General features: G+C 68.4%; 21 protein-coding genes and 1 tRNA gene. 13 read left to right on the top strand and 9 right to left on the bottom strand.

Translation table 11 applies throughout. From position 1 onward, the window contains the following. The first annotated feature begins 188 nt into the window (after positions 1–188). Positions 189–2,312 carry a sodium-translocating pyrophosphatase gene (locus U742_RS0119560; protein ID WP_029356131.1) on the top strand — a complete coding sequence of 708 codons (2,124 nt, stop codon included), beginning with the start codon at positions 189–191 and terminating at the stop codon, positions 2,310–2,312. Between the two features lie 161 nt (positions 2,313–2,473). Here U742_RS0119560 and U742_RS0119555 read toward each other — a convergent pair whose 3' ends face one another. Next, the gene (locus tag U742_RS0119555) at positions 2,474–2,893 is read right to left on the bottom strand and encodes an outer membrane protein assembly factor BamE (RefSeq protein ID WP_248310439.1); all 420 of its coding nucleotides are present in this window, start codon (positions 2,891–2,893) and stop codon (positions 2,474–2,476) included. 313 nt (positions 2,894–3,206) lie between these two features. Between U742_RS0119555 and U742_RS0119550 the strand changes: the two genes are divergently transcribed. The 6 genes from U742_RS0119550 (at position 3,207) to U742_RS23795 (ending at position 7,831) form a co-directional block, all read left to right on the top strand. Continuing rightward, a complete protein-coding gene (locus U742_RS0119550) occupies positions 3,207–3,770 on the top strand; it encodes a ubiquinol-cytochrome C chaperone family protein (RefSeq protein ID WP_051661346.1) in 564 nt (187 codons plus the stop codon). Next, positions 3,767–4,309, top strand: coding sequence for a YceD family protein (locus tag U742_RS0119545; protein ID WP_029356125.1), 543 nt, complete (start codon positions 3,767–3,769; stop codon positions 4,307–4,309). Before U742_RS0119550 ends, U742_RS0119545 begins: the two co-directional genes overlap by 4 nt. Before the next feature lie 110 nt (positions 4,310–4,419). Continuing rightward, positions 4,420–5,511, top strand: a complete 1,092-nt coding sequence (gene plsX, locus U742_RS0119540) for a phosphate acyltransferase PlsX (RefSeq protein WP_029356124.1) — start codon at positions 4,420–4,422, stop codon at positions 5,509–5,511. Further along, on the top strand, positions 5,508–6,485 hold the full coding sequence (locus U742_RS0119535; protein WP_029356122.1) for a beta-ketoacyl-ACP synthase III: 978 nt from the start codon (positions 5,508–5,510) through the stop codon (positions 6,483–6,485). Before plsX ends, U742_RS0119535 begins: the two co-directional genes overlap by 4 nt. A gap of 84 nt (positions 6,486–6,569) precedes the next feature. Continuing rightward, entirely contained in the window at positions 6,570–6,878 is a 309-nt protein-coding gene (locus U742_RS0119530; RefSeq protein ID WP_029356120.1) for an integration host factor subunit alpha, read from the top strand. Positions 6,879–6,940: 62 nt separating this feature from the next. Beyond that, positions 6,941–7,831 (top strand): MerR family transcriptional regulator, encoded by an 891-nt coding sequence (locus tag U742_RS23795; protein WP_029356118.1) that lies wholly within the window; start codon positions 6,941–6,943, stop codon positions 7,829–7,831. Between the two features lie 30 nt (positions 7,832–7,861). Here U742_RS23795 and U742_RS0119520 read toward each other — a convergent pair whose 3' ends face one another. After that, on the bottom strand, positions 7,862–8,236 hold the full coding sequence (locus U742_RS0119520) for a septal ring lytic transglycosylase RlpA family protein (RefSeq protein ID WP_029356116.1): 375 nt from the start codon (positions 8,234–8,236) through the stop codon (positions 7,862–7,864). A 450-nt stretch (positions 8,237–8,686) separates the two neighbouring features. Here U742_RS0119520 and U742_RS0119515 point away from each other — a divergent pair, with 450 nt between their 5' ends. Next, entirely contained in the window at positions 8,687–10,225 is a 1,539-nt protein-coding gene (locus U742_RS0119515) for an L-piperidine-6-carboxylate dehydrogenase (protein ID WP_029356114.1), read from the top strand. Here the strand turns inward: U742_RS0119515 and U742_RS0119510 are convergent. Then, on the bottom strand, positions 10,195–10,863 hold the full coding sequence (locus tag U742_RS0119510; protein WP_029356112.1) for a nitroreductase family protein: 669 nt from the start codon (positions 10,861–10,863) through the stop codon (positions 10,195–10,197). The two genes, U742_RS0119515 and U742_RS0119510, sit on opposite strands and share 31 nt — an antisense overlap. 92 nt (positions 10,864–10,955) lie before the next feature. Here U742_RS0119510 and U742_RS0119505 point away from each other — a divergent pair. Together U742_RS0119505 and U742_RS0119500 are read left to right on the top strand one after the other, a co-directional pair. Then, positions 10,956–11,033, top strand: a tRNA-Pro gene (locus U742_RS0119505). A gap of 128 nt (positions 11,034–11,161) precedes the next feature. Further along, the gene (locus tag U742_RS0119500; protein ID WP_248310428.1) at positions 11,162–11,593 is read left to right on the top strand and encodes a DUF930 domain-containing protein; all 432 of its coding nucleotides are present in this window, start codon (positions 11,162–11,164) and stop codon (positions 11,591–11,593) included. Positions 11,594–11,605: 12 nt separating this feature from the next. On the opposite strand, the gene U742_RS0119495 is transcribed toward U742_RS0119500, so the two are convergent. From U742_RS0119495 to U742_RS0119485, 3 genes are all read right to left on the bottom strand, one after another. Then, positions 11,606–13,153, bottom strand: a complete 1,548-nt coding sequence (locus U742_RS0119495; RefSeq protein ID WP_029356109.1) for an undecaprenyl-phosphate glucose phosphotransferase — start codon at positions 13,151–13,153, stop codon at positions 11,606–11,608. 84 nt (positions 13,154–13,237) lie between these two features. Further along, positions 13,238–14,362, bottom strand: coding sequence for a glycosyltransferase (locus U742_RS0119490; protein ID WP_029356106.1), 1,125 nt, complete (start codon positions 14,360–14,362; stop codon positions 13,238–13,240). Between the two features lie 2 nt (positions 14,363–14,364). After that, a complete protein-coding gene (locus tag U742_RS0119485; RefSeq protein ID WP_348981018.1) occupies positions 14,365–15,129 on the bottom strand; it encodes a polysaccharide biosynthesis/export family protein in 765 nt (254 codons plus the stop codon). On the opposite strand from U742_RS0119485, the gene U742_RS0119480 reads away from it, so the two are divergent. Continuing rightward, positions 15,109–17,187, top strand: coding sequence for a GumC family protein (locus U742_RS0119480; RefSeq protein ID WP_197028294.1), 2,079 nt, complete (start codon positions 15,109–15,111; stop codon positions 17,185–17,187). The two genes, U742_RS0119485 and U742_RS0119480, sit on opposite strands and share 21 nt — an antisense overlap. 5 nt (positions 17,188–17,192) lie before the next feature. Here U742_RS0119480 and U742_RS0119475 read toward each other — a convergent pair whose 3' ends face one another. Continuing rightward, positions 17,193–18,380 carry a GNAT family N-acetyltransferase gene (locus U742_RS0119475; RefSeq protein WP_029356100.1) on the bottom strand — a complete coding sequence of 396 codons (1,188 nt, stop codon included), beginning with the start codon at positions 18,378–18,380 and terminating at the stop codon, positions 17,193–17,195. A 173-nt stretch (positions 18,381–18,553) separates the two neighbouring features. On the opposite strand from U742_RS0119475, the gene U742_RS0119470 reads away from it, so the two are divergent. Next, entirely contained in the window at positions 18,554–19,540 is a 987-nt protein-coding gene (locus tag U742_RS0119470; protein ID WP_248310427.1) for a polysaccharide deacetylase family protein, read from the top strand. Here U742_RS0119470 and U742_RS23645 read toward each other — a convergent pair. Beyond that, positions 19,509–19,766, bottom strand: a complete 258-nt coding sequence (locus tag U742_RS23645) for a DUF2842 domain-containing protein (RefSeq protein ID WP_051661343.1) — start codon at positions 19,764–19,766, stop codon at positions 19,509–19,511. The genes U742_RS0119470 and U742_RS23645 overlap by 32 nt on opposite strands. A gap of 190 nt (positions 19,767–19,956) precedes the next feature. On the opposite strand from U742_RS23645, the gene U742_RS0119460 reads away from it, so the two are divergent. Next, a complete protein-coding gene (locus U742_RS0119460) occupies positions 19,957–21,024 on the top strand; it encodes a COX15/CtaA family protein (RefSeq protein ID WP_248310426.1) in 1,068 nt (355 codons plus the stop codon). Between the two features lie 296 nt (positions 21,025–21,320). Here the strand turns inward: U742_RS0119460 and uvrA are convergent, their stop codons facing one another. Further along, complete coding sequence (gene uvrA / locus U742_RS0119455; RefSeq protein WP_029356092.1) at positions 21,321–24,224, bottom strand: excinuclease ABC subunit UvrA; 2,904 nt, start codon at positions 24,222–24,224, stop codon at positions 21,321–21,323. Between the last annotated feature and the right edge of the window lie 54 nt (positions 24,225–24,278).

Below are 24,278 nucleotides of genomic sequence, written 5' to 3'. Positions count from 1 at the left end.
TTGGTATTCCAGAGATTTCCTTTGTCTGCCGATGATTGCCGCATTGCGGCAGGCGCGGCTTTTTGGCACGCTCCCCCGCATTCGCGCTCCGGACGGCGGGCAGGGGCGACGACGCCGCGCCAACGCGAGCTCATAACAGCAAGAACGATCCCGCCTTCGAGGAAACAAGCCTAGGTGGGATCGAACTCATGCTTTCTCTCTTCCTGATCGTACTCTGCGGAGCGCTTTCGATCGTCTACGGCGTATGGGCGATACGCTCCGTCATGGCCGCCGACCCCGGAACCGCGCGCATGCAGGAGATCGCCGGCGCGATTCGCGAGGGCGCGCAGGCCTATCTCGCGCGGCAATACACGACCATCGGCATCGTCGGCGTGGTCATCTTCCTGATCGTCGGGGCACTGCTCGGATGGCTGGTCGCCATCGGCTTTCTCATCGGCGCGGCGCTGTCGGGCATCGCCGGCTTCATCGGCATGAACGTGTCGGTGCGCGCCAATGTCCGCACCGCGCAGGCGGCGACGCTCTCGCTCGCCGGCGGCCTCGACATCGCCTTCAAGGCGGGCGCGGTCACCGGCATGCTGGTGGCCGGCCTCGCGCTGCTCGGCGTCACCGTCTATTTCGCCTTCCTCACCCACGGGCTCGGCTATGCGGCGGGCGATCGCACCGTGGTCGACGCGCTGGTCGCGCTCGGCTTCGGCGCCTCGCTCATCTCGATCTTCGCCCGCCTCGGCGGCGGCATCTTCACCAAGGGCGCGGATGTCGGCGGCGATCTCGTCGGCAAGGTCGAGGCCGGCATTCCGGAGGACGACCCGCGCAACCCGGCGACCATCGCGGACAATGTCGGCGACAATGTCGGCGACTGCGCCGGCATGGCGGCCGACCTGTTCGAGACCTATGCGGTGACGCTGGTCGCCACCATGGTGCTGGCGGTGATCTTCTTCTCCGGCGACAGCGTGCTGCTCGGCCAGATGCTGCTCTATCCGCTCGCCATCGGCGGCGTGTGCATCATCACCTCGATCGCCGGCACCTTCTTCGTGAAGCTGCCGATGAACCAGTCGATCATGGGTGCGCTCTATCGCGGCTTCTTCGCCACGGCGGCGTTCTCGGTGGTGGCGGTGGCCATCGTGACCTGGCTGCTGATCGGCTTCGGCCCGATCGGCACCACCGGCATGACCGGCCTGTCGCTGTTCCTCTGCGGGGTGGTCGGCCTCGCGGTGACCGGCGCCATCGTCTGGATCACCGAGTACTACACCGGCACCGGCTATCGCCCGGTGACGTCCATCGCGCAGGCCTCGGTGACCGGACACGGCACCAACATCATCCAGGGCCTCGCCATCTCGCTGGAATCCACCGCGCTGCCGACGATCGCCATCATCGCCGGCATCCTCGCCACCTACGGGCTCGCCGGACTGTTCGGCACCGCCATCGCGGCGACCACGATGCTGGCGCTGGCCGGGATGGTGGTGGCGCTCGATGCCTTCGGCCCGGTCACCGACAATGCCGGCGGCATCGCCGAGATGGCCGGCCTGCCGAAGGACGTGCGCAAGGCGACCGACGCGCTCGACGCGGTGGGCAACACCACCAAGGCGATCACCAAGGGCTACGCCATCGCCTCGGCCGGCCTCGGCGCGCTGGTGCTGTTCGCCGCCTATAACCAGGACCTGAAGTTCTTCATCGGCAATGTCTCGGCCCATCCCTATTTCGAGGGCGTGCAGCCGAACTTCTCGCTGGAGAATCCCTATGTCGTGGTCGGCCTGCTGTTCGGCGGCCTGCTGCCCTTCCTCTTCGCCGCCATGGGCATGACCGCGGTCGGCCGGGCCGCGTCCTCGATCGTCGAGGAGGTGCGCCGGCAGTTCCGCGACAAGCCCGGCATCATGACCGGGCAGGACAAGCCGGACTACAAGCGCGCCGTCGACATGCTGACCCGCGCGGCGATCCGCGAGATGATCGTGCCCTCGCTGCTGCCGGTGCTCTCGCCGGTGGTGTGCTATTTCGCGATCTACGTGATCGCCGGCGGCGGGGCGGCCGGCAAGTCGGCGGCCTTCTCGGCGGTCGGCGCCATGCTGCTCGGCGTGATCGTCACCGGCCTGTTCGTCGCCATCTCGATGACCTCGGGCGGCGGCGCCTGGGACAACGCCAAGAAGTACATCGAGGACGGCCACTATGGCGGCAAGGGATCCGACGCCCACAAGGCGGCGGTGACCGGCGACACCGTCGGCGACCCCTACAAGGACACCGCCGGCCCGGCCGTGAACCCGATGATCAAGATCACCAACATCGTCGCGCTGCTGCTGCTGGCCATGCTGGCCCACTGAGCATGTTCCGCGAAAGTTGAAAGACTTTCGCGATGAGAACATGCTCCAAACTATTGAGTGAGAGCACTTTCTTCCCGATCAGGTGATTCCACCTGATCGGAAGGGCTCTGAGGGAACTGCTCCCGCCGCTCCGGCGGCGGGAGTCCTCCGCGACGCGGCCGCTAGGGGTTCATGCCGAGCGATGCCTGCAGCAACTGTCCGAGGATCGAGAGCTCCTGGCCGCTGGTCGGCGTGGTGCGGGACACGAAATCGAACACCACGCCGTCCTTCATGCCGTAGTCGGCGATGCGGGTGACGCGCTTGTCCTTCGGGTCGAAATAGACCGCGAGCACCCGCTGGTCGACGATCTCCGGCTTCAGGAACATCACCTTCCGGGTCTTCTGCGAGATGTAATAGAAGACGTCGCCGTCCACGGTGGCGACCGTCGAGGGCGTGCCCAGCACCAGCAGCACCTGCTCCTGGCTGGACCCGATGGGAATCTGGTCGAGCGCGCCCTGTGCCGTCACATAGCCGCGCTGCTGTTCGGTGACGAAGCCGGTCGGGCTGCGGGCCAGGCCGAGGCTGGCGGTCGGCAGCGGCATGTTCGAGCAGCCCGACACCGCAAGGCCCGCGGCTGCCGCCACGAGCAGGGTGGCGCGCGCAGCGCCGCGTCCCAAGCCGCCTTTCGAGCCGCCGCGGGGCGCGCCGTTCATCACTCGGTCGAACACCATCAACTCTCCGGTCCAGTCGTCGTCCGGTGCGCTGTCTAGCGCGAAACCGGCCGTCTTTACCATGCCGCATGGGCAGATGCGGCGCGACCCGTGCGGCCGCCACGCCCCTTGCCACCCGTCCACGCCCGCGCTAACCCGCCGCGCAGCAGGCCTGGGGCCTGCGCAACAGGCGGGAGGGCCTGCCATGATTCTGCGGTGGTTCCGCCGCGACGACGGAGGCGAGACCATTCAGCGCCTCTATGGCGCGATCGTGGCGCAGGCGCGCGATCCGGCCTTTTACACCGACTATGGCGTTCCGGACACGATCGAAGGCCGCTTCGAGATGATCCTCGTGCACGCCTTCGCCCTGTTCCACCGGCTCAGGGACGAGCCGGAGGAGCGCCGCGCGCTCGGCCAGAAGGTGTTCGACCGGTTCTGCTTCGACATGGACGCGAACCTGCGCGAGATGGGCGTCGGCGATCTCACCGTGCCCAAGAAGATGAAGCGCGTCGCCGAAGCCTTCTACGGCCGGGTCGGCGTCTATGACGCCGCGCTCGCCGCCCCCAACCCCGGCGAGCTCGCCGCCGCCCTGCTGCGCAACGTCTATGCCGGCGCCGAGGGACGGTTGCGCGAGGCTGCCGCATTGGCGGACTATATGAGGGCGGCGGCCACAGGCCTCGCCGCCCAGCCGTTCGAGACGCTGGCGTCCGGGCGGATCGATTTCCCCGCCGCGCAGGGACGCATCGCGCAGCAAGGACAGCCCTCATGACCGCCGCACCCGCCCTCAGCCATCCCGTCGTCGTCGCGCAGCTACCGGAAGGCGGCGCGACCTTCCATCTCGAACCCGACGAGGGCACCCGCGCGGCGCTGGCGAAGCAGCTCGACATCGTCGCCGTCCCGGCGTTGCGGGCGATCGTCCATCTCGTGCCGGACGGACGCGGCGGCGTGAATGTCGAGGGCCGCGTCGACGCCACGGTGCGGCAGACCTGCGTCGCCACGCTGGAGCCCTTCGACGCGCCGCTGTCGGAGGAGATCGAGATGCATTTCGTGCCGGAGGGCCGGCTGCCCGAGGTGCGCCCCGGCTCCGAGGTCGAGGTAAGCGCGGACGACATCCCCGATCCGATCGTCAACGGCATCATCGATGTCGGCGCGGTGGCGAGCGAGTTTCTCGCCCTCGGGCTCGATCCCTATCCGCGCAAGCCGGGCGCCGTATTCCAGCCGCCGGCCGACACGACGGGCGAGGGCTCGCCCTTCGCCGCCCTCGCGGGGCTTCGCCGCGGCGCAGCAAAGCCCGATGACGAGGAATAGTTGCGCCGGAACGCCGAGCCGCTATTGTCACGCCCCCGCGACTGGGGCATGCCCTGAACCACATCGGGGCGACCACCCCACCTTCTGACCGACCGGGATCCACGCCGTCTATGTCATCGCTCGTCCGCATCGCGCTCGACGTCATGGGCGGAGACCATGGGCCGGAAGTCGTCATTCCCGGCGCCGAGATGGCGCTGACCCGCCATCCCGACATCCGCTACCTGCTGTTCGGCGACGAGGCGCGCATCCGCGAGCTGCTGGCGCCGCGCCCCAAGCTCGCGGCGGCGAGCGAGATCTTCCACACCGATGTCGTGGTGCAGATGGACGACAAGCCGAGCCAGGCGCTGCGGCGCGGCCGGCGGGTCTCCTCCATGTGGCGCGCCATCGATGCGGTGCGCCTGCATCAGGCGGATTGCGCGGTCTCGGCCGGCAACACCGGCGCGTTGATGGCGATGGCCAAGGTCAATCTGAAGACCATGGCCGGCATCGGCCGCCCGGCGATCGCCGGCCTGTGGCCGACGTTGCGCGGCGAGAGCGTGGTGCTCGACATCGGCGCCAGCATCGGCGCCACCGCCCAGCATCTCATCGACATGGCGGTGATGGGCGCCGCCATGGCCCGCATCGTCTTCGACATCGACCGACCGACCGTCGGCCTGCTCAATGTCGGCGTCGAGGAGATCAAGGGCGTCGAGGAGGTGAAGGAGGCCGGTGCCGCGCTGCGGGCCGCCAACCATCCCGGCCTCGACTATCGCGGCTTCGTCGAGGGCGACGACCTCGGCAAGGGCACCGTCGACGTGGTGGTGATCGAGGGCTTCGCCGGCAACATCGCGCTGAAGACCGCCGAGGGGACGGCGCGGCAGGTCGCCGACTATCTGCGCGCGGCGATCCAGCGCAGCTTCATGGCGCGCATCGGCTATCTCTTCGCGCGGAGCGCCTTCCGCGCGCTGCGCGAGAAGCTCGATCCGCGCAAGTCCAATGGCGGCGTGTTCCTCGGCCTCAACGGCGTCGTCATCAAGAGCCATGGTGGCACCGACGCGGAGGGTTTCGCCTCCGCCGTCGACATCGGCTACGACATGGTGCGCTACGATCTTCTGTCGCGCATCGAGGCAGGCATCAGCGGCCGTCCGCGCGTCTCCGGATCGGCTTCCGCCGGGTCGGCGCAGGACGCCGAGCATTCGGACGATTTGCAGGTTCAATCGTGAGTCATCTTCGATCGGTCGTACGCGGCGTCGGTTCCTATCTGCCCGCGCGTATCCTCACCAATGCCGACCTCGCGCTCATGGTCGACACCTCCGATGAATGGATCGTCCAGCGTACCGGCATCCGCGCGCGGCACATCGCCGCCGAAGGGGAGGTGACCTCCGATCTCGCGCTCAGCGCCGCCCGCGCCGCGCTCGAAGATGCCGGGCTCGAGCCGGCCGACATCGACCTCATCGTGCTCGCCACCTCGACCCCGGACAACACCTTCCCGGCGACCGCGGTGAGCGTGCAGTCCGGCCTCGGCATCACCCATGGCGCCGCCTTCGACCTGCAGGCGGTCTGCTCCGGCTTCGTCTTCGCGCTGGCCACCGCCGACAATTTCCTGAAATCGGGAAGCCACAAGCGCGCTCTGGTCATTGGCGCCGAGACCTTCTCGCGCATCCTCGACTGGTCCGACCGCACCACCTGCGTGCTGTTCGGCGACGGCGCCGGCGCGCTGGTGCTCGAAGCCGTGCCGGACGAGGGGAAGGACGACGAGCGCGGCGTGCTGACCACGCATCTGCGCTCGGACGGACGCTACAAGACCAAGCTCTATGTCGACGGCGGCGTCTCCTCGACCCGCTCGGTCGGTTATCTGCGCATGGAAGGCCGCGAGGTGTTCCGCCATGCCGTCGGCATGATCACCGACGTGATCGAGGACGCCTTCCGGGCGACCGGCATCGACGCCGGCACCATCGACTGGTTCGTGCCGCATCAGGCGAATCGCCGCATCATCGACGGCAGTGCCCACAAGCTCGGAATCGCGCCCGAGAAGGTGGTCATTACCGTCGACCAGCACGGCAACACCTCGGCCGCCTCGATCCCCCTGGCGCTCGCCTCGGCCCATGCGGACGGGCGCATAAAGCAAGGCGATGTCGTGCTTTTGGAGGCGATGGGCGGCGGCTTTACTTGGGGTTCGGCACTGGTACGGTGGTAGGACCGCATCAGCGTTGACCATTGACGGCGGCGGCGCCTAGGCTAACGCTTTGTCAAAACAGCCTGTCAGGGGACGGAGAAGCTCATGAGCGGTCGGACGATTACGCGCGCGGACCTGTGTGAAGCGGTCTATCAGCGCGTCGGCCTGTCGCGGACGGAATCCGCCGCGCTGGTGGAGACCGTGCTCTCCGAAATCGCTGACTGCGTGGCGCGGGGGGAGACGGTAAAGCTCTCCTCCTTCGGTTCCTTCGTGGTGCGCCAGAAGGGCGAGCGGGTCGGCCGCAACCCGAAGACCGGCGAGGAAGTGCCGATCGCGCCGCGCCGTGTCATGGTGTTCAAGCCGTCCAACATACTGAAGCAGCAGATCAACGGCGGCGCTGCCGACGGCAAGTAGCCCGCCAGACTGGAACTCGATGCGTCGGCCCTGGTGCCGCCGCCTTGCCGGAGGAGCTGCACGTGGAGAAAGGACCGGACGCCTTTCGCACGATCAGCGAGGTCGCCGAAGACCTCGGTCTGCCGCAGCATGTCCTGCGTTTCTGGGAAACCCGCTTCCCGCAGATCCGCCCGCTGAAGCGCGGCGGCGGCCGGCGCTATTACCGCCCCGACGACGTCGAGCTGCTGCGCGGCATCCGGCACCTGCTCTATTCCGAGGGCTACACCATCCGCGGCGTCCAGCGCATCCTCAAGGAGCAGGGGCCGCGCTATGTCCAGATGATCTGGCTGGAGGCGGAGGGGGAGGAGCCCGACGGCTTGGCCGATCAGGTCGCGGCCGAGCTGGTGGATGCGGGCCATCCCGGCGTTCCGGCCGCGCGCAAGGCCGGTCGCGGCTCCGAAGGCCAGCACGGGGGCACGCTCGGCGGGCTGCTCAACCTGCTTCCCGTTCTGCGCGGCCGCGACGACGCCAAGGGCCCCGTGCTGCCCGAGGAGCTGCCGGACATTCTCGACCTGCCGCCGCGTCGGGAGCCGGCACGCGGGCTTGTTCCGGAAGCCCGGCGCGAGCCTCATCCCGCGCCGCTGCTGCGCCGTGATCCGCCGCCGGCCCCGAGGCAGGAGGCGTGGAGTAATCCGACCCGCAGCGACATGCCGAGCTTCCCGTTCCGGCCCGCCGGGCCGGGCAGCGCGAAGGAGGCGCCGCGCGAGAGCGCTCCGCCACCGGAGCCGCGCCAGCCCCAGGCGGCACCGCCGCCTCGCGAGCCGGTGCAGGCATCCCAGACGGCAGCGGGCCGCTTCGTGCCGGAGGCCCAGTTCAACCTGTCGCGCGACGACGTTCGCCGCTTGCAGGCCACGCTCTACGAGCTGCAGGAATGCCGGCGCATCCTCGACGCGGCGTCGGGAGGCAAGGGCTGAGCGCCGGCCGTGCCGGCGCGTTCCCGCTGATTATTCGACGACGGCGAGCTGCACCTTGGCCACGCCGCGCGAGCGGAAGCCGAGCACTTCGGCGGCGCCGGTCGACACGTCGATCACCCGTCCCTTCACGAAGGGACCGCGATCATTGATGCGCAGCACGACCGAGCGGCCGTTCGAGGTGTTGGTGACGCGCACCTTGGTGCCGAAGGGCAGGGTGCGGTGGGCGGCGGTCATGGCCTGCGCGTTGTGCCGCTCGCCATTGGCGGTGCGTCCGCCATAGCCGTAATAGGATGCCATGCCGCTCATGGTGCCGGCCTTGGCGCCGCTCTTGGCTTCGCCTGCGACGGCCCCGGTGCACGCAAGGGCGGAAGCACCGACGGCGACACCACCCGCAAGAACCCCCATGCGGGCGATTCGTCCAAATCCCCAAGCCTTCAATCGCTCGTTCCTTCTCCCGTTGACAGGTGAACGGTCGATGAACAAGAAAATGTGGCCGCGATTGTGCCACCTTGTGGCGATTTCGAGAAGACTGGATCCTCGGATACGCATTACGGCCGGCTGCGGCCGTAATGCCACGCTCTGCATAGCGTAGATCCGCAAGGTGAAATCGGAGGTCTTCGCACTGCGGAAGAGATGAGCTTTACATCGCGCGCGATGGTCTGGAAAGCCGCTTATTTAGACGATTTTTGCGCTTATTATTACGATGCTGCGATGACGAGATCGTCTCCCGTCATGCCATGGCGGCATATGTCGGGGCGAGGCCGCGACGAGCGACGGGATTGCGACGCGCCGCCGCAGTGATAAGGAAAGCGGCTTCGACGCCAGCCGGAAGCCACCAGTGCCGGGAGCCCTGACATGACCATCCAGCCCAATCTGAACGACGCCGCGACCGAGGTTGCCGAGCTGCTCAACGGCATGGGCGTGCCGGCCTCCGCCTGGCAGGGTGGGGGGCGAGCGGTGCGCTCGCCGGTGACGGGCGAGGTCGTCGCCCAGGTGAGCGACGCGTCCGTCGCGGATGTCGCCGCCGCCGTGGCCCGCTCGGTCGAGGCGTTCCGCGCCTGGCGCACCGTGCCGGCGCCGCGCCGTGGCGAGCTCGTCCGCCTGCTCGGCGAGGAGCTGCGCGCGCACAAGACCGCGCTCGGCCGCCTCGTCACGCTGGAAGCCGGCAAGATCGTCTCCGAGGGCCTCGGCGAGGTGCAGGAGATGATCGACATCTGCGATTTCGCGGTCGGCCTCTCGCGCCAGCTCTATGGCCTCACCATCGCCTCCGAGCGGCCGGGCCATCGCATGATGGAGACCTGGCACCCGGTCGGGCCGGTCGGCGTGGTAACCGCCTTCAACTTCCCGGTCGCGGTGTGGTCGTGGAACGCCGCGCTCGCCTTCGTCTGCGGCGACAGCGTGCTGTGGAAGCCGTCGGAGAAGACGCCGCTTACCGCGCTCGCCGTGCAGGCGCTGTTCGAGCGCGCCGCCGCCCGCTTCGGCGATGCCCCCGCGGGCCTGTCGCAGGTGCTCGTCGGCGCCGGCGAGGTTGGCGCCGCGCTGGTGGACGATGCCCGCGTGCCGGTGATCTCCGCGACCGGCTCCACCCGCATGGGAAGGATCGTCGGCGAGCGCGTGGCGCGCCGCTTCGGCCGTTCGATCCTGGAGCTCGGCGGCAACAATGCCGCCATCGTCTGCCCCTCGGCCGACCTCGACATCGCGCTGCGCGGCATCGCCTTCGCTGCCATGGGCACCGCCGGCCAGCGTTGCACCACGCTGCGGCGTCTGATCGTGCATGAGAGCGTCTACGACACGCTCGTGCCGCGCCTGATCAAGGCCTATGGCTCGGTGGCGATCGGCGATCCCCGCGCGCCGGGCACGCTGATCGGCCCGCTGATCGACGAGGCGTCCTTCGCCGGCATGCAGAAGGCGCTCGACGCCGCCCGCGCCGCCGGCGCCCGCGTGCATGGCGGCGAGCGCGTCCATGCCGACCGCGCATCGGGCGCCTATTACGTGCGTCCCGCCCTCGTCGAGATCGACGAGCAGGCGGACATCGTGCGTCAGGAGACCTTCGCGCCGATCCTCTATGTGCTGCGCGTCACCGGGCTGCCGGAGGCGATCGCCCTGCAGAACGACGTGCCGCAGGGCCTGTCCTCCTCGATCTTCACCAACGACATGCGCGAGGCCGAGGCCTTCGTCTCGGCGGAAGGCTCGGACTGCGGCATTGCGAACGTGAATATCGGCCCGTCCGGCGCCGAGATCGGCGGCGCCTTCGGCGGCGAGAAGGAGACCGGCGGCGGGCGCGAAGCGGGCTCCGACGCGTGGAAGGCCTATATGCGGCGCGCCACCAACACCATCAACTACTCGCGCACCCTGCCGCTGGCTCAGGGCGTGTCGTTCGACATCGAGGACTGATCCGCGCTCCAGCGGGTGACGATGCTCGCCGGGTCCGGCCGGGGCCGGTCCTCGGCGAGCCGCGTCGGCCGGCCGATATGGATGAAGCCGGCGACGCTCTCGCCGGCTGAGACGCCGAGGAGGGTGGCGGCCTCGCGGTCGCGGCCCGGCCACTTGAGCAGCCATTGCGTGGCGAACCCCATGGCGCTCGCCGCCACCGTCAGTGCCATGCCGGCTGCCCCGGCGGACAGCACCTGGTTCCATTCCGGCACTTTCGCGCCCGGATCGGGCCGGCTGACCACGACGACGGTGACCGGCGCGCGCATCAAATAGAGCGTCCACATGTCCGACTTCGCCGGCGCGAGGCCGGGGTTCTGCCGGGCATAGAGCGCGTCGAGCCGCGCGCCGAGCGCGCGACGCGCCTCGCCCTCGATCACCACGAATCGCCACGGCACCAGCCGGCCATGGTCCGGCACCCGCGCCGCGAGCCGCAGCATGCGATCGAGCTCGCCGGCGGTCGGGCCGGGTTCAGCGAGCGAGCGCAGCGGCACCGAGCGGCGTTGCTCGAGCCGGGCCAGCATCTCCGCGCTCTCGGGAATCAGCAGCGGCGCGGCATCGGCCTCGTCGGTCGCGGAAGCAGCGTGAGCGTGATGGTGCATCGCGAAAGCCCGGTCTCGATTTCAGTGTTTGCAACGCTTTTCCGGCTGTTGCGCCGGCAGGACCTTATCACTATAGTCCGCGCCGTTTCCGTCGGAGCGTAGCGCAGCCCGGTTAGCGCACCAGTCTGGGGGACTGGGGGTCGGAGGTTCAAATCCTCTCGCTCCGACCATTCTCATCTCGCCCCACATGCGGGTATCCGGTGGCGGGCCGAACGGGCCTTCGCCGGCGCGGTTCGACGCAGTGCCGCCACATCCGTTCGCGAGAAGGTGGCGACAGGTTCGAACATAGGGCAGCGGCATGCAGCGTCACACCCTCTTGATTCTGGCGGCGGCAATGGCGATCGCCAGCTCCGCCGCCGAGGCGAAGCGCTCGGGCACCGAGACCGCCGCGGCGCGCGACAAGGGCGTGCGCGAAAACGAGATGCTGGAGCTCGATCCCACCGCCCGCATCGAGCAGCGCTGCAATGCGCGCGGCATGGGCGAGGTCGGCCGCGACCACAGGGACATGAAGCCCGACGAGCTGGTCGCCTATGCCTACAAGGACACCAAGATCACCGGCTCGACCATCAAGGCGCCCGGCGCGGCGATCCGCAGCGGCAGCACCTGGTACCACATGTCCTATCAGTGCGAGACGACGGCCGACGGTCTCGACGTCCGCTCCTTCGACTATTCGCTCGGCGACGCCATCCCGAAGGACGAGTGGGGCCAGCACTACCTCGTCGCGCCCTGAGCGGCGCGCCTTTCAGTAGGCGTTGTCGGTCTTCAGCAGCGCGAAGGGGGTGCGTATCAGGATGATCAGGTCGAACAGCACCGACCAGTTCTCGATGTAGAACAGATCATACTCGACGCGCTTCTGGATCTTCTCGCTGGTGTCGGTCTCCCCGCGCCAGCCATTGATCTGCGCCCAGCCGGTGATCCCCGGCTTCACCCGGTGGCGGGCGAAATAGCCGTCCACGACGTCGTTGTAGAGCTTGTTCTCGGCCTTGGCGTGCAGGGCGTGGGGGCGGGGGCCGACCAGCGACAGATTGCCGAAGATCGCCACGTTGATGAGCTGCGGCAGCTCGTCGAGGCTGGTCTTGCGGATGAAGCGGCCGACGCGCGTCACCCTTGGATCGCCCTTGGTCACCAGCTTCGCCGCCGTGGCGTCGTTCTGGTCCACATACATGGACCGGAACTTGAACACCTCGATCAGCTCGTTGTTGAAGCCGTAGCGCCGCTGGCGGAAGAATACCGGGCCTCGGCTGTCGAGCTTCACCGCGATGGCGACGGCGAGCATCACCGGCGACAAGGCGAGCAGCATCAGCCCGCCGACGATGCGGTCGAACAGCCATTTCTGCACCACGTCCCAGTCCGCGATCGGCTTGTCGTAGATCGGCAGCACCGGCACCGAGCCGATATAGGAATAGGAGCGGGGGCGCAGCCGCAGCCGGCTAGAATGGGCGGACAGGTGGATGTCGACGGGCAGCACCCACAGCTTCTTGAGCATCTCCAGCACCCGCTCCTCGGCGGTGACCGGCAACGAGACGATCAGCAGGTCGATGCGGGTGAGGCGGGCGAACTCGACGAGGTCGTCGACCGTGCCGAGCTTGGCGATGCCGCGCAGCATGGGTGGCGAGCGGTCGTCGCTGCGGTCGTCGAAGAAGCCGATGATCTCGACGTCGCCATGCTCGTCGTCCTGGATCGCCTCGATCAGCTCCTCGCCCGCTTCGCCGCCGCCCACGATGACGGTGCGCCGGGTCAGGCGACCCTCGGCGATCCAGTGCGATGTCAGCCGCGCGAGGATGCTGCGCTCGGCGATGATCGCGAAGAAGCCGGCGAAGAACCATGTGGTCAGCCACACGCGCGAGAACATGCCGTCGAGCTTGGCGAAGAACACGACCGCGAGCGCGATCGCGAAGGCGGCTGCCCAGGCGGCGGCGATGCGCCCGAGCTGTGGCACGATCTGATGCAGCGTGCTCACGTCGTAGACGCGGGCGGTCTGAAAGGAGGCGACCGCGAGCAGGGCGGTCGCCGGAATGGCGATCACATAGGAGAGCGGAATGCCCTCGACCGGAAAGACGTAGGCGAGCTGCAGCGCGAGGCCGACGAGCGTGATCAGCGCGAAATCGACCAGGCGCACGGCGCCCGCCAGCACGACGCGCGATATCGCCGGAACGACCGGCCGGGCGGCGATCTGCGCGGCGAGCGGGCCGAGTTCGATTGTCGGGCCCGACGTATTGCGGGCACGCCCCAGCGACGACACGTCGATGGCGGATGCCTGCAACGGTCCACGCGAATTTTCATCGGTCATATTGAATGCAATCCCATCGGCCGGTCGAAACTGCCCGCCCCCTCAAGCGCGGACGGATCATGCCAGCTTCCGGTCGAGCAATAATTAAGCCGAATGTCGCAAATCTAACCCTGCGCGGTAAGCATCCATAATCCCATCGCACATCGCGCTGATGGAAAAGCCGCGTTTCACGAAATCGCGCAGGTCCGCGGTCTGGGCGGCAAGGGCGCCGGGATCCTTGCTGATCGCCGCGGCGAGCGCCTCGACATCACCGGCCGGAACCAGTGAATCGGTATGGGGACCGAAGATCTCCGGCATGCCGCCGACATTCGTCGCGACCATCGGCCGGCCCGCCGCGAGGCCTTCGAGGACGATGTAGGGCAGCGACTCGGCCCGTGACGGCACGACCAGCACCCGGCCGAGCGCGAAGGCCTGCCGGGCGTTCATCGGAGGGCGGAAGGTGATCTGGCCGGACAGTCCGAGTTCCTGCGAAAGAAGCTTGAGCGCCTCTTCCTCCGGTCCCGAGCCGACCGCGGTGAGGGTCAGCCGGACGTTGCGGGCATTCAGGCGGTTCAGCGCCTGGAACAGGATGTCGACGCCCTTGCGCACCGCCATCTCGCCGATGAAGATCAGGTCGGTCGCGTCGGCGGCCGGCTCGACCGGCGTGAACTCGGCGGGTGCGATGCCGTTGTGCACGATGCGCTGCACGCCGTGCGGCCTGCCGATCTTCGCCTCGTAGACGTTGCGGGCGTAGGCGCTCTCGAACAGGGAGATGTCGGTAAAGGCGCGCAGCGCCGACTCGCAGCTCAGATAGAGAAACCCGGCCGGGGTGTTCCGGTTGAAGTTCAGGCTGCCGCCGTGCGGCGTATAGGCCGTCGCCGCCCCGCCGCGGGCGAGACGGGCATAGAGACCGCCCTTGGCGCCGTGGCCATGGATGATGTCGGCCTTGACGGCCCGCGCATGGGCCGAAGCCTTCCAGATGGCGGGGATGTCGAGCGGGCTCGGCAGGCGGTTCATCGGGATTCGCTTCACGCCGAGCGCCATCTCCGGCGCGATCCGCGCCAACTGTTCGGCGCCGCGCGCTCCGCCGGTGATCGAATCGGCGAGAATACCGACGCGGTGCCCGCGCTCGGCCTGCGCGGCGGCAAGGTCCAGCACATGGCGGAACAAGCCGCCGACGGGCGCCCGGAGCACATGCAGAATGCGCAGCGGGCGTTCGGACGCGTCCATGATCAGAACCAGCGTTCCTGGATGTTGACGGTGTCGCCGGGGCGAACCGGATAGGTGGAGGGCACCGTCGCGGTGACGATCTGGCCGTCAACATTGCGTGAAAGCCGTGCAGAATCCCTTACCGCGCGCGGAGAATATCCGCCGGCGATGGCAACGGCGGTCTCCACCGTCAGATTGGCGACATAGGGAAACTGGCCTGCATTGGTCACCTCGCCGAGCACGAAGAAGGGCCGGTAGGTCTCGACCTCGACCGCGACGTTCGGATCGCGCACGAAACCCTGGCTCAGCTTCGCCTGGATGGCCTTCTGCATTTCCGAGGTCGTCCGCCCGCGCGCCTCGATCATACCGACGAGCGGCATCGCGATCTTGCCGGAGGCGTCGACCGCATAGGTGTTCGACAGGCTGGCCTGGCCGAACACGACGACGCGCAGCCGGTCGCCGGCGTCGAGCGTGTAGGGGGCCTCGAAAGCCGGATCGACCGTTATCGCCTGACGCGACGCACACGCCGAAATCAGCAGGCTCAACAGCACCACCGCAAGGCGCGCATACATGAAGAATCCCCGGCCCCAGTTCTTGAATGCAATGCAGTAGTGCCGCGCCATGGTTAATGATTGGTAACCGGCGGATGTCGCATCCTTAACGTGGTGGAAACCAACATCTCGCACTATGCCGCCATGTCGAACATCGAGAATGCGAGTCTTCCCCGGGAATCGTCGCCCTACGCCGAAGGCGGACGGGAGATCGACGTGCGCGCCCTCGGTCGCCACCTCTGGCGGCGGCGGTTTCGGATCATCATACCGACGATCGTCGTCGGGCTGCTGGCCGCGGTCGCGGTGAATTTCATCGCGCCCTACTACTCCTCGGAAGCCCGCGTCCTGATCGAGAGCGGGCAGACGGTCTTCAACCGGCCGGCCAGCGACTCGTTGGGGCAGGGCAGTGACGTCGTCAATCCCGAGGCGATCCTGAGCCAGGTGCAGGTCATTTCCTCGCGCGATCTGGCGCGGGAGGTGATCCAGGAACTGAAGCTCGACCAGCTTCCCGAATTCGCCCAGAAGCCGGGCAGGCTCATCCGCGTCCTCAACTGGCTCGGCATCAATGTCGGCCCGTCGGTGCAGACGCAGGAAGAGCGGGTTCTCGCGGCCTTCCAGAAGAACCTGCACGCCTATCACGTCGACCTGTCCCGCGTGATCGTCATCGAGTTCACCTCGACCAATGCCGAGCTCGCGGCGCGCATCGCCAATGCCGTTGCCGACGCCTATCTGCGCCTGCAGCAGGTCTCGCGCGCCGCCGCGACCCGGCAGAGCACGCAGTGGCTGTCCAACGAGATCGCCAGCCTGCGTCCGCGCGTAGCGGAAGCCGAGGCGAAGGTCGAAGCCTTCCGTTCGCAGGCGAATCTCTATGTCGGCGCCGGCGGCGTCACTCTCTCGGCGCAGCAGCTCGGCGAACTGACCACCCAGCTCACCACCGCGCGCGCCCAGAAGGGCGATGCCGAAAGCAGGGCGGCGGCGATCCGTTCCATGCTGCGGAGCGGCGGTTCGATCGAATCGACCGACATGCTGAATTCCGGCCTCATCCGCGCGCTGGTCGAGCGCCGCATCCTGCTGCAGGCGGCGCTCGCCGAGCAGTCGGCGACCCTGCTGCCGCGCCACCCGCGCATCCGCGAATTGCGGGCGCAGCTTGCCGACCTCGAGCAGCAGATCCGCCGCGAGGCGGAGGCGGTGGTCCGCAGCTTCGAAAACGATGCCCGCATCGCCGGCGTTCGCGCCGAGCAGATCGCCAACCAGCTCGACCAGCTCAAGAAGCAGGCGAGCGTCGCCGGCGAGCAGGATGTGCAGCTACGTGCGCTGGAGCGCGAGGCGCGTGCCCAGCGCGAGCTGCTCGAAAGCTATCTCGGCCGCTATCGCGACGCCGCCTCCCGCGAGGACCCGGCCTCCGTGCAGCCCGATGCGCGGATCATCTCGCGCGCCGCTCCCGCGCTCGAGCCGACCTTCCCGAAGAAGGTGCCCATCATCCTCATCGTGACGCTCGGCACCTTCCTTTTGATCGCGTCCCTGTCCGTCGGCAGCGCCATCTTCGGCGCGCCGGCCCCCACCGGCCCCAGCACGCCGTCGCCGGTTCCCGGCCCGGCCGACAATGGGCGCCCGCAGCATCTGCCGTGGATCGGCGGCCGCTCGTCCGACGACAACCTCGGCGACAAGGCGATGGCGAACGGCTCCTCCGCCCCGGAGAGCACGCTCGCCGACCTGACGCGGCTGATCCAGTTGCGCGAGGCCGAGGCGCGCCTCGTCGTGGTGACCGGCATGGAAGGGGACGACGGCGCCAGCCGCTGCGCCCTCGCGCTGGCCCGTTCGCTCGCCGCTTCCGGCCGGCGCAGCGCCCTGGTGTGCCTCGACACCGATGCCGCGGCGCTGCACCAGCTCACGCCCGACCCCCGCGCGCCCGGCCTCACCGACCTGCTGTTCGGTGTCGCCACCTTCTCCGAGGCGATCCACCGCGAGACCGGATCGCGCTGCCATGTGATCCCGCCGGGCCGCGGCGGCAGCAACCCGGACGGTCTGGCCTCCGCGGACCGGCTGATCCTGATCCTCAGCGCCCTGGCCCAGACCTATGACCATGTGGTGGTCGCCGCGCAGCCGCTCGGCCATGTCGAGGGCGCCGAGCGCATCGCCGCGCTGAAGCCGACGGTGATCCTCGTCACGCCTCCGGGCGGAGCGGCGACCGACGCCGTCGAGACCTTCGACGGGCTCGCCCGCCGCGGCTTCAGCGACATCGCCATGGTGACCTTCGCTGAGAGCACTGAGACGACGGCCGCCGAGGCGGCGTAACAGCTCTAGAAGGTCCAGACCCGTCGCAGGCGGGAGACCGTGCTCCACAGCGCCGGTGTGTGCTTCACCGTCCGCTTCAGCCGCTGCACTTCCTGGCTGGCACGGGAATAGGCGCGCCCCGCCGCCGTGAGCGGTATGCGCACATCGACCAGCGTCTCGGTTTCATCGCAGAACTGCGATTTGTAGCGCGCCTCGCCGACGCCGAGGTCGAAGGCCTCGTACCCGCGACGGCAGAGATCGGCGATCAGGAGCCCGGTGATCACGTAGCCCGGCGTCAGCCGGCCATGGGGCTCCACCGCGAATGAATTGATCATCGCCGAGAAGCGGCGGCCGTCGCCGATCCCGCCCATGACCGCCTGTACCTCGCCGCCCGCCTCGAGGCCGAGCAGCTCGAAGGAGAAGGAGGGTTCGTCGCGCGTCTCATTCGCCAGCAGGCGGAAGAAGTCGAGCGTGCCGGGCACGGTGAAGGGATTGGCGATGCCGAGCTCGGCGAAACGCTCCGCCTTCTGCCGCATGAAGGCGTCCAGCAGGCGGTCGACCTCGCCGGGCTCGCTCGCCCGCACGACGCGGAAGCCGGGCAGGGCCTCGAACTTGCGCGTCTTGGAGCGCACCTGCTTGCGCGCGTCGTGGCTCATCACCCGGCGCATATGCGCATCAGGGTCCGCCTCCAGCCGGGTGCGATAGGCGTTCGACACCGAGGGGGAGGACGAGAGCGCCACCATGGGATTGGCGTGCCCGCGCCATTCGGCGACCTGCCGCGGCAGGATCAGCGCATCGACATGCGGGGCGGCGGCGGCGAACTGGGCGACCGCCGCGCTGATGGCCGCTGGCCCTTCCGCCAGCACGCGCGGGCTCCAGGGTCCGAAATGATAGCTCGCATGCTTGCCCCCGAGCGGCTCGGCGAGCACGAGCGGGCCGACGCGCCGCTCCCTCAGCGGCCAGAGGAAGGTGGGCTCGTCCAGCGCACCGCGCCCGACCGCGATCAGAAGGCGCTGATTGTCCTTCTGGCCGATCTCCCGCCACCACGTCTCGACGAAGTCGAGATGCTGATAGGGGGTGAGCAGCCCCTCGCTCTCCAACTGGCGCCAGGCACAGGCGGCCGGCGCGAAGCTGCGATGAACGCTCACGCGTCCAAGTACGGAGTGCGTCTGCAGGGGGCCGGAAAGGTCGTTCACGCGAGCAATATAGACCATGAGCGGCCGCAATATCCCGAAAACATTCGATTACATGGTCAGGGTGCCACGAATTATTCAAGAATCCCGTCGGAAGATAGATAAAATTCGACAGGTATCATGCAGCCGTGAACATGCGTTACCTCGTGTATCGTTGCGGCCTCGAAGCGATGGCGCTATCGGGACTGTCACGCATGGCCGCGCCGGCCACCGGCGGCCTCGGCGCATTGCTGACGCTGCATCACGTGCGCCCGGCGCGGAAGCGGGGCTTCGATCCCAATGGCCTCCTTGAGATCACGCCCGAGTTCCTGGACGCCGTGCTCGGCTATATCCGGCGCGCCGGCTTCGAGTTCGTCGACCTCGAGGAGGCCGGCCGGCGGCTGGCCGCCGGCACGACGACGCGGCGCTTCGTCTGCCTCACCTTCGACGACGGTTACCGCGACAACATGGCTTATGCGCAGCCGATCCTGCGCCGGCACAACGTGCCCTGGACGCTCTTCGTCACCACCGCCTTCGCGGACCAGCGTGGCGAGCTCTGGTGGCTCGCGCTCGAAGATGTGATCGCGCGCAGCGATCGGGTCGTCATCGATCTCGGCGAGGGCGAGGAGAGTTTCGATTGCCGCACCGACGCCGCCAAGGGCGCCGCCTATGACGCGATCTACTGGCGCCTGCGCGCCATGAGCGAACCGCAGGTGCTCGGCATCGTGCGCGGCCTCGCGGAGCGGAACGGGATCGACACGCGCTCCTTCTGCCGCGAGCTCTGTATGGACTGGGACGAGCTGGACGCGCTGTCGGACGATCCGCTGGTCACCTTCGGCGCCCATACGGTGACCCATCCGCGTCTCGCCACGCTCACCGGTCCGGACGCCGCCACCGAGATGCGCGAAAGCCGCACGGTGATCGAGCGCCGGCTCGACCGCCCGGTGACCACCTTTGCCTATCCGGTGGGCGACCTCTCATCCGCCGGGCCGCGGGAATTCCATTTCGCCGCCGGCCTCGGCTTCCGCCTGGCGGTGACGACGCGCCCGGGTGTGCTGAAGCCGTCCGACGCGCAGGCCATGCACAGCCTGCCACGCATCTCGCTGAACGGGCGCTTCCAGAAGCTGCGCTATGTCGGCGCACTCCTGTCCGGCCTGCCCTTCGCCTCGCTCAGAGACTTTCGGGCCGCCGGTCGTACCTGACCATCCAGCGGATGATCAGGCCGGCCGGGAACACCCAGCCAATGCCGAGCAGCATATAGGCGAAGAACTGCAGATAGCCGGGCAGGGTGGTCACGCGGCCCTGCGCCAGCCCCATGGCGCCGAGCGCCCAGACGATCACCAGCACGATCATCAGCACCGTGCCGATGAATTTGCGCAGGCGCGGGGGCAGGCCGCCGGTCTCGGGCCGGGAAGCGGGCTCATGCACGATCGGAATTCCTCCCGCGGATTGATCTTCGTGGCCGGCGAGGCAATTGGTCCCCTTGCCGCCATCTTCGGTCCGTCTATATCGCTCGCCGCACGGCAGCGAAAGCGATTGGGGGATCGACGGCGCGCCGCCGGGAGGATCCGACATGACGACCGATGGCACGACAGCCGCCCCAGGGACCGCCGATCGCATGCGGCCGATCCGCCTCTGGCTCTACGGCGTGGCGGCGCTGATCGTGCTGATGGTGGTGGTCGGCGGCGCCACCCGGCTGACCGAATCCGGCCTGTCGATCACCGAATGGAAGCCGGTGACCGGCATGCTGCCGCCGCTCTCGGAGGCCGCCTGGCAGGCCGAGTTCGAGAAGTACAAGCAGATCCCGCAATACCAGCAGATCAACAAGGGCATGAGCCTTGCCGAGTTCCGCACCATCTTCTGGTGGGAATGGGCGCACCGCCTGCTCGGCCGGCTGATCGGCTTCGCCTTTCTCCTGCCGTTCCTCGTCTTCCTCTGGCGCGGCCTGATCGACCGCCCGCTCGCCTGGCGGCTCGGCGGCCTGTTCCTGCTCGGCGGCCTGCAGGGTGCGGTCGGCTGGTGGATGGTCTCCTCCGGTCTGGTGAACCGCACCGATGTCAGCCAGTACCGGCTGGCGATGCATCTCACGCTTGCCTGCGTGATCCTCGCCGCGACCGTCGCGACCACGCTGACGATACGTCCGGCCGGCCGAGCCGCGGGCCGGGCCGGCGAGGCGCCGGGCGAGGGGCTGCCGTGGCGGCTGCGGGCGACCGCCGCGCTGCTCGTCGTCGCGGTTCTGATCCAGATTTTCCTCGGCGGGCTGGTCGCCGGGCTCGATGCCGGCCTGACCTTCACCACCTGGCCGCTGATGGACGGGTATTTCATACCGCCGGTGGCGAGCCTGTTCGTGCAGCATCCCGCCTGGCGGAACCTGTTCGAGAACGTGCTCACCGTGCAGTTCAACCACCGCATGTTCGCCTACACGCTGTGGACGCTCACTCTGCTGCACTGGCTCGACGCCCGCCATCACGGCGGCGCCGTGGCGCGACGGGCCCTGCTGCTGCTGGGGCTGGTCACGGCGCAGGCGATGCTCGGCATCCTGACGCTGGTGCATCAGGTGCCGATCGACATCGCGCTGGCCCACCAGCTCGGCGCCACCCTCGTGCTGATCGCCGCGACCGCGCACGCGGTGAAGCTGGGCCTCGGCATGCGTGCGCAACCCTCACCGCAGCCCGCCGCCGCCTGAGCCCACCCAGTGCCACATGCTCCACGCCATTGTCGGGCAGGGGCTGCGGGCCGCACCGCCTCGCCGCGCGCATCCGTCGTCATCCTGAGGCGCTCGCGAAGCGAGCCTCGAAGGACGCAGACGGCCGATGCAGGGTACTGACCTTATGGCTTGCGGCACCGACCTGCGTGCTTCGAGGCCGGCCTGACGGCCGGCACCTCAGCATGACGGGGTCGTTTGAACGGGCCTGACCCCGGCCATCCACGTCTCGCTCCCAGCCCGTCATGGCTGGCGACCCGCGTCCTGCCCGCCGGCGCCTACTCCGCCGCCTCGCGGGGCTTCATCGGGCGGCGCGCCAGCACCTCGGCGAGGAAGCGGCCCGTGTGGCTGCGCGCCGCCTTGGCGATCGCCTCGGGCGGGCCGACCGCGACGATCTCGCCGCCGCCGTCACCGCCTTCCGGGCCGAGGTCGATCACCCAGTCGGCGGTCTTGATCACTTCGAGATTGTGCTCGATGACCACCACCGTGTTGCCCTGCTCGACCAGCTCGTGCAGCACTTCCAGCAGCTTGGACACATCGGCGAAATGCAGGCCGGTGGTCGGTTCGTCGAGGATGTAGAGCGTGCGCCCCGTCGCCCGGCGCGAGAGCTCCTTGGAGAGCTTCACCCGCTGCGCCTCGCCGCCGGAGAGTGTGTTGGCCTGCTGGCCGACATGGATGTAGCCGAGGCCGACGCGCGAGAGCGTCTCCAGCTTCTCGCGCACCGCCGGCACCGCCTTGAAGAACTCCGCGCCCTCGTCGACCGTCATGTCCAGCACGTCGGCGATCGACTTGTTCTTGAAGGTGACCTCCAGAGTCTCGCGGTTGTAGCGCTTGCCCTTGCAGACGTCGCAGGTGACGTAGACGTCGGGCAGGAAGTGCATCTCGATCTTGATGACGCCGTCGCCCTGGCAGGCCTCGCAGCGCCCGCCCTTCACGTTGAAGGAGAAGCGCCCCGGCCCGTAGCCGCGCGCCTTGGCCTCCGGCAGGCCGGAGAACCACTCACGGATCGGCGTGAAGGCGCCGGTATAGGTCGCCGGGTTGGAACGCGGCGTGCGGCCGATCGGCGACTGGTCGATGTCGATCACCTTGTCGAGGTGCTCCAGCCCCTCGATGCGATCATGCGGCGCCGGCGGCTCGGAGGCGCCGTTCAGCCGGCGCGCCACCGCCTTGTAGAGCGTGTCGATCAGCAGCGTCGACTTGCCGCCGCCCGAGACGCCGGTCACCGCCGTGAACAGGCCGAGCGGCACTTCCGCGCTGACGTCCTTCAGATTGTTGCCGCGCGCGCCGATCACCTTGAGCATCCGCTTCGGGTTCGGCTTGCGGCGTTTGGGCACCGGCACGGTGAGCTCGCCGGTGAGGTACTTGCCGGTGAGCGAGGCCGGATCGGCGAGGATCTGCTGCGGCGTGCCCTGCGCGACGATGCGCCCGCCATGCACGCCGGCGCCCGGGCCGACATCGACCACGTAATCCGCCGCGAGGATCGCGTCCTCGTCATGCTCGACCACGATCACCGTATTGCCGAGATCGCGCAGCCGCCGCAGCGTGCCGAGCAGGCGCTCATTGTCGCGCTGGTGCAGGCCGATCGACGGCTCGTCCAGCACATAGAGCACGCCGGTGAGCCCCGATCCGATCTGCGAGGCGAGGCGGATGCGCTGGCTCTCGCCGCCCGACAGCGTGCCGGAGGCGCGGGCGAGGGTGAGATAGTCGAGCCCGACATCGAGCAGGAAGGCGAGGCGCTCGCGGATCTCCTTGAGGATGCGCACGGCGATCTCGTTCTGCTTCTCGGTGAGCTGCCCCGGCAGTGCCTCGAACCAGCCGAGCGCCGCGCGCACCGAGAGCTGCGCCGCCTCGCCGATGTGCCGGCCGGCTATCTTCACCGCCAGCGCCTCGGGCTTCAGCCGGTAGCCGTTGCAGGCCGCGCAGGCCACGGCCGAGAAATACTTGCCGATCTCCTCGCGCGCCCAGTCGCTCTCCGTCTCGCGCCAGCGCCGCTCCAGATTGGTGATGATCCCTTCGAAGGTCTTGTTCGTCTCATAGGCACGCATGCCGTCGTCATAGATGAACTTGATCGTCTCGCTGCCCGAGCCGTGCAGGATCACGCCCTGCACCTTCTCGGGCAGATCGGACCACGGTACGGTGAGCTTGAAGCCGTAATGCCGCGCCAGCGCGTCCAGCGTCTGCCCGTAATAGGGCGAGCTCGATTTCGCCCACGGCGCCAGCGCGCCCTGCTTGAGCGAGCGCGATTTGTCCGGCACCACCAGATCGGGATCGATCTTGCTCTCGTGACCGAGGCCGTCGCACACCGGGCAGGCGCCGAACGGATTGTTGAAGGAGAACAGCCGCGGCTCGATCTCGGGGATGGTGAAGCCGGAGACCGGGCAGGCGAACTTCTCCGAGAAGATGATGCGCTTCGGCGTGCCGTCCGCGTCCGTCTCGTCGGCGAACTCGATCACCGCGATGCCGTCGGCGAGGCCGAGCGCCGTCTCGAAGCTGTCGGCGAGGCGGCTCGCAATGTCGGGGCGCACCACCAGCCGGTCGACCACCACGTCGATGTCGTGCTTGAACTTCTTGTCGAGCGTCGGCGCCTCGGCGATCTCGTGGAAGGTGCCGTCGACCTTGACGCGCTGGAAGCCCTTCTTCTGGAACTCCGCCAGCTCCTTGCGGTATTCGCCCTTGCGCCCGCGTACCACCGGGGCGAGCAGATAGAGGCGCGTCTTCTCGGGCAGGGAGAGCACGCGGTCGACCATTTGGCTGACCGTCTGGCTCTCGATCGGCAGGCCGGTCGCCGGCGAATAGGGCACGCCGACGCGCGCCCAGAGCAGGCGCATATAGTCGTAGATCTCCGTGACGGTGCCGACCGTCGAGCGCGGGTTCTTCGAGGTGGTCTTCTGCTCGATCGATATGGCCGGCGAGAGCCCGTCGATCTGGTCGACGTCCGGCTTCTGCATCATCTCGAGGAACTGGCGCGCATAGGCCGAAAGGCTCTCGACATAGCGCCGCTGGCCTTCCGCATAGATGGTGTCGAAGGCGAGCGAGGACTTGCCGGACCCCGACAGGCCGGTGAACACCACCAGGCTGTCGCGCGGGATTTCCAGATCGACGTTCTTGAGGTTGTGCTCCCGCGCGCCGCGGATGCTGATGGAGCGGGCGTCGCGGCGGGGAGTGTCGACACGGTCTGTCATGCAAGCGTTCCGGCAGAGATAAGGCGGCGGCTTCCGAGAACCGCGCGCGGTCGT

Source organism: Allobosea sp. 117 (genome assembly GCF_000702305.1).
Taxonomy (GTDB): domain Bacteria; phylum Pseudomonadota; class Alphaproteobacteria; order Rhizobiales; family Xanthobacteraceae; genus Ancylobacter.
Note: the sequence above shows the minus strand (reverse complement) of the source record. Positions and strands in the feature narration are given on the sequence as shown.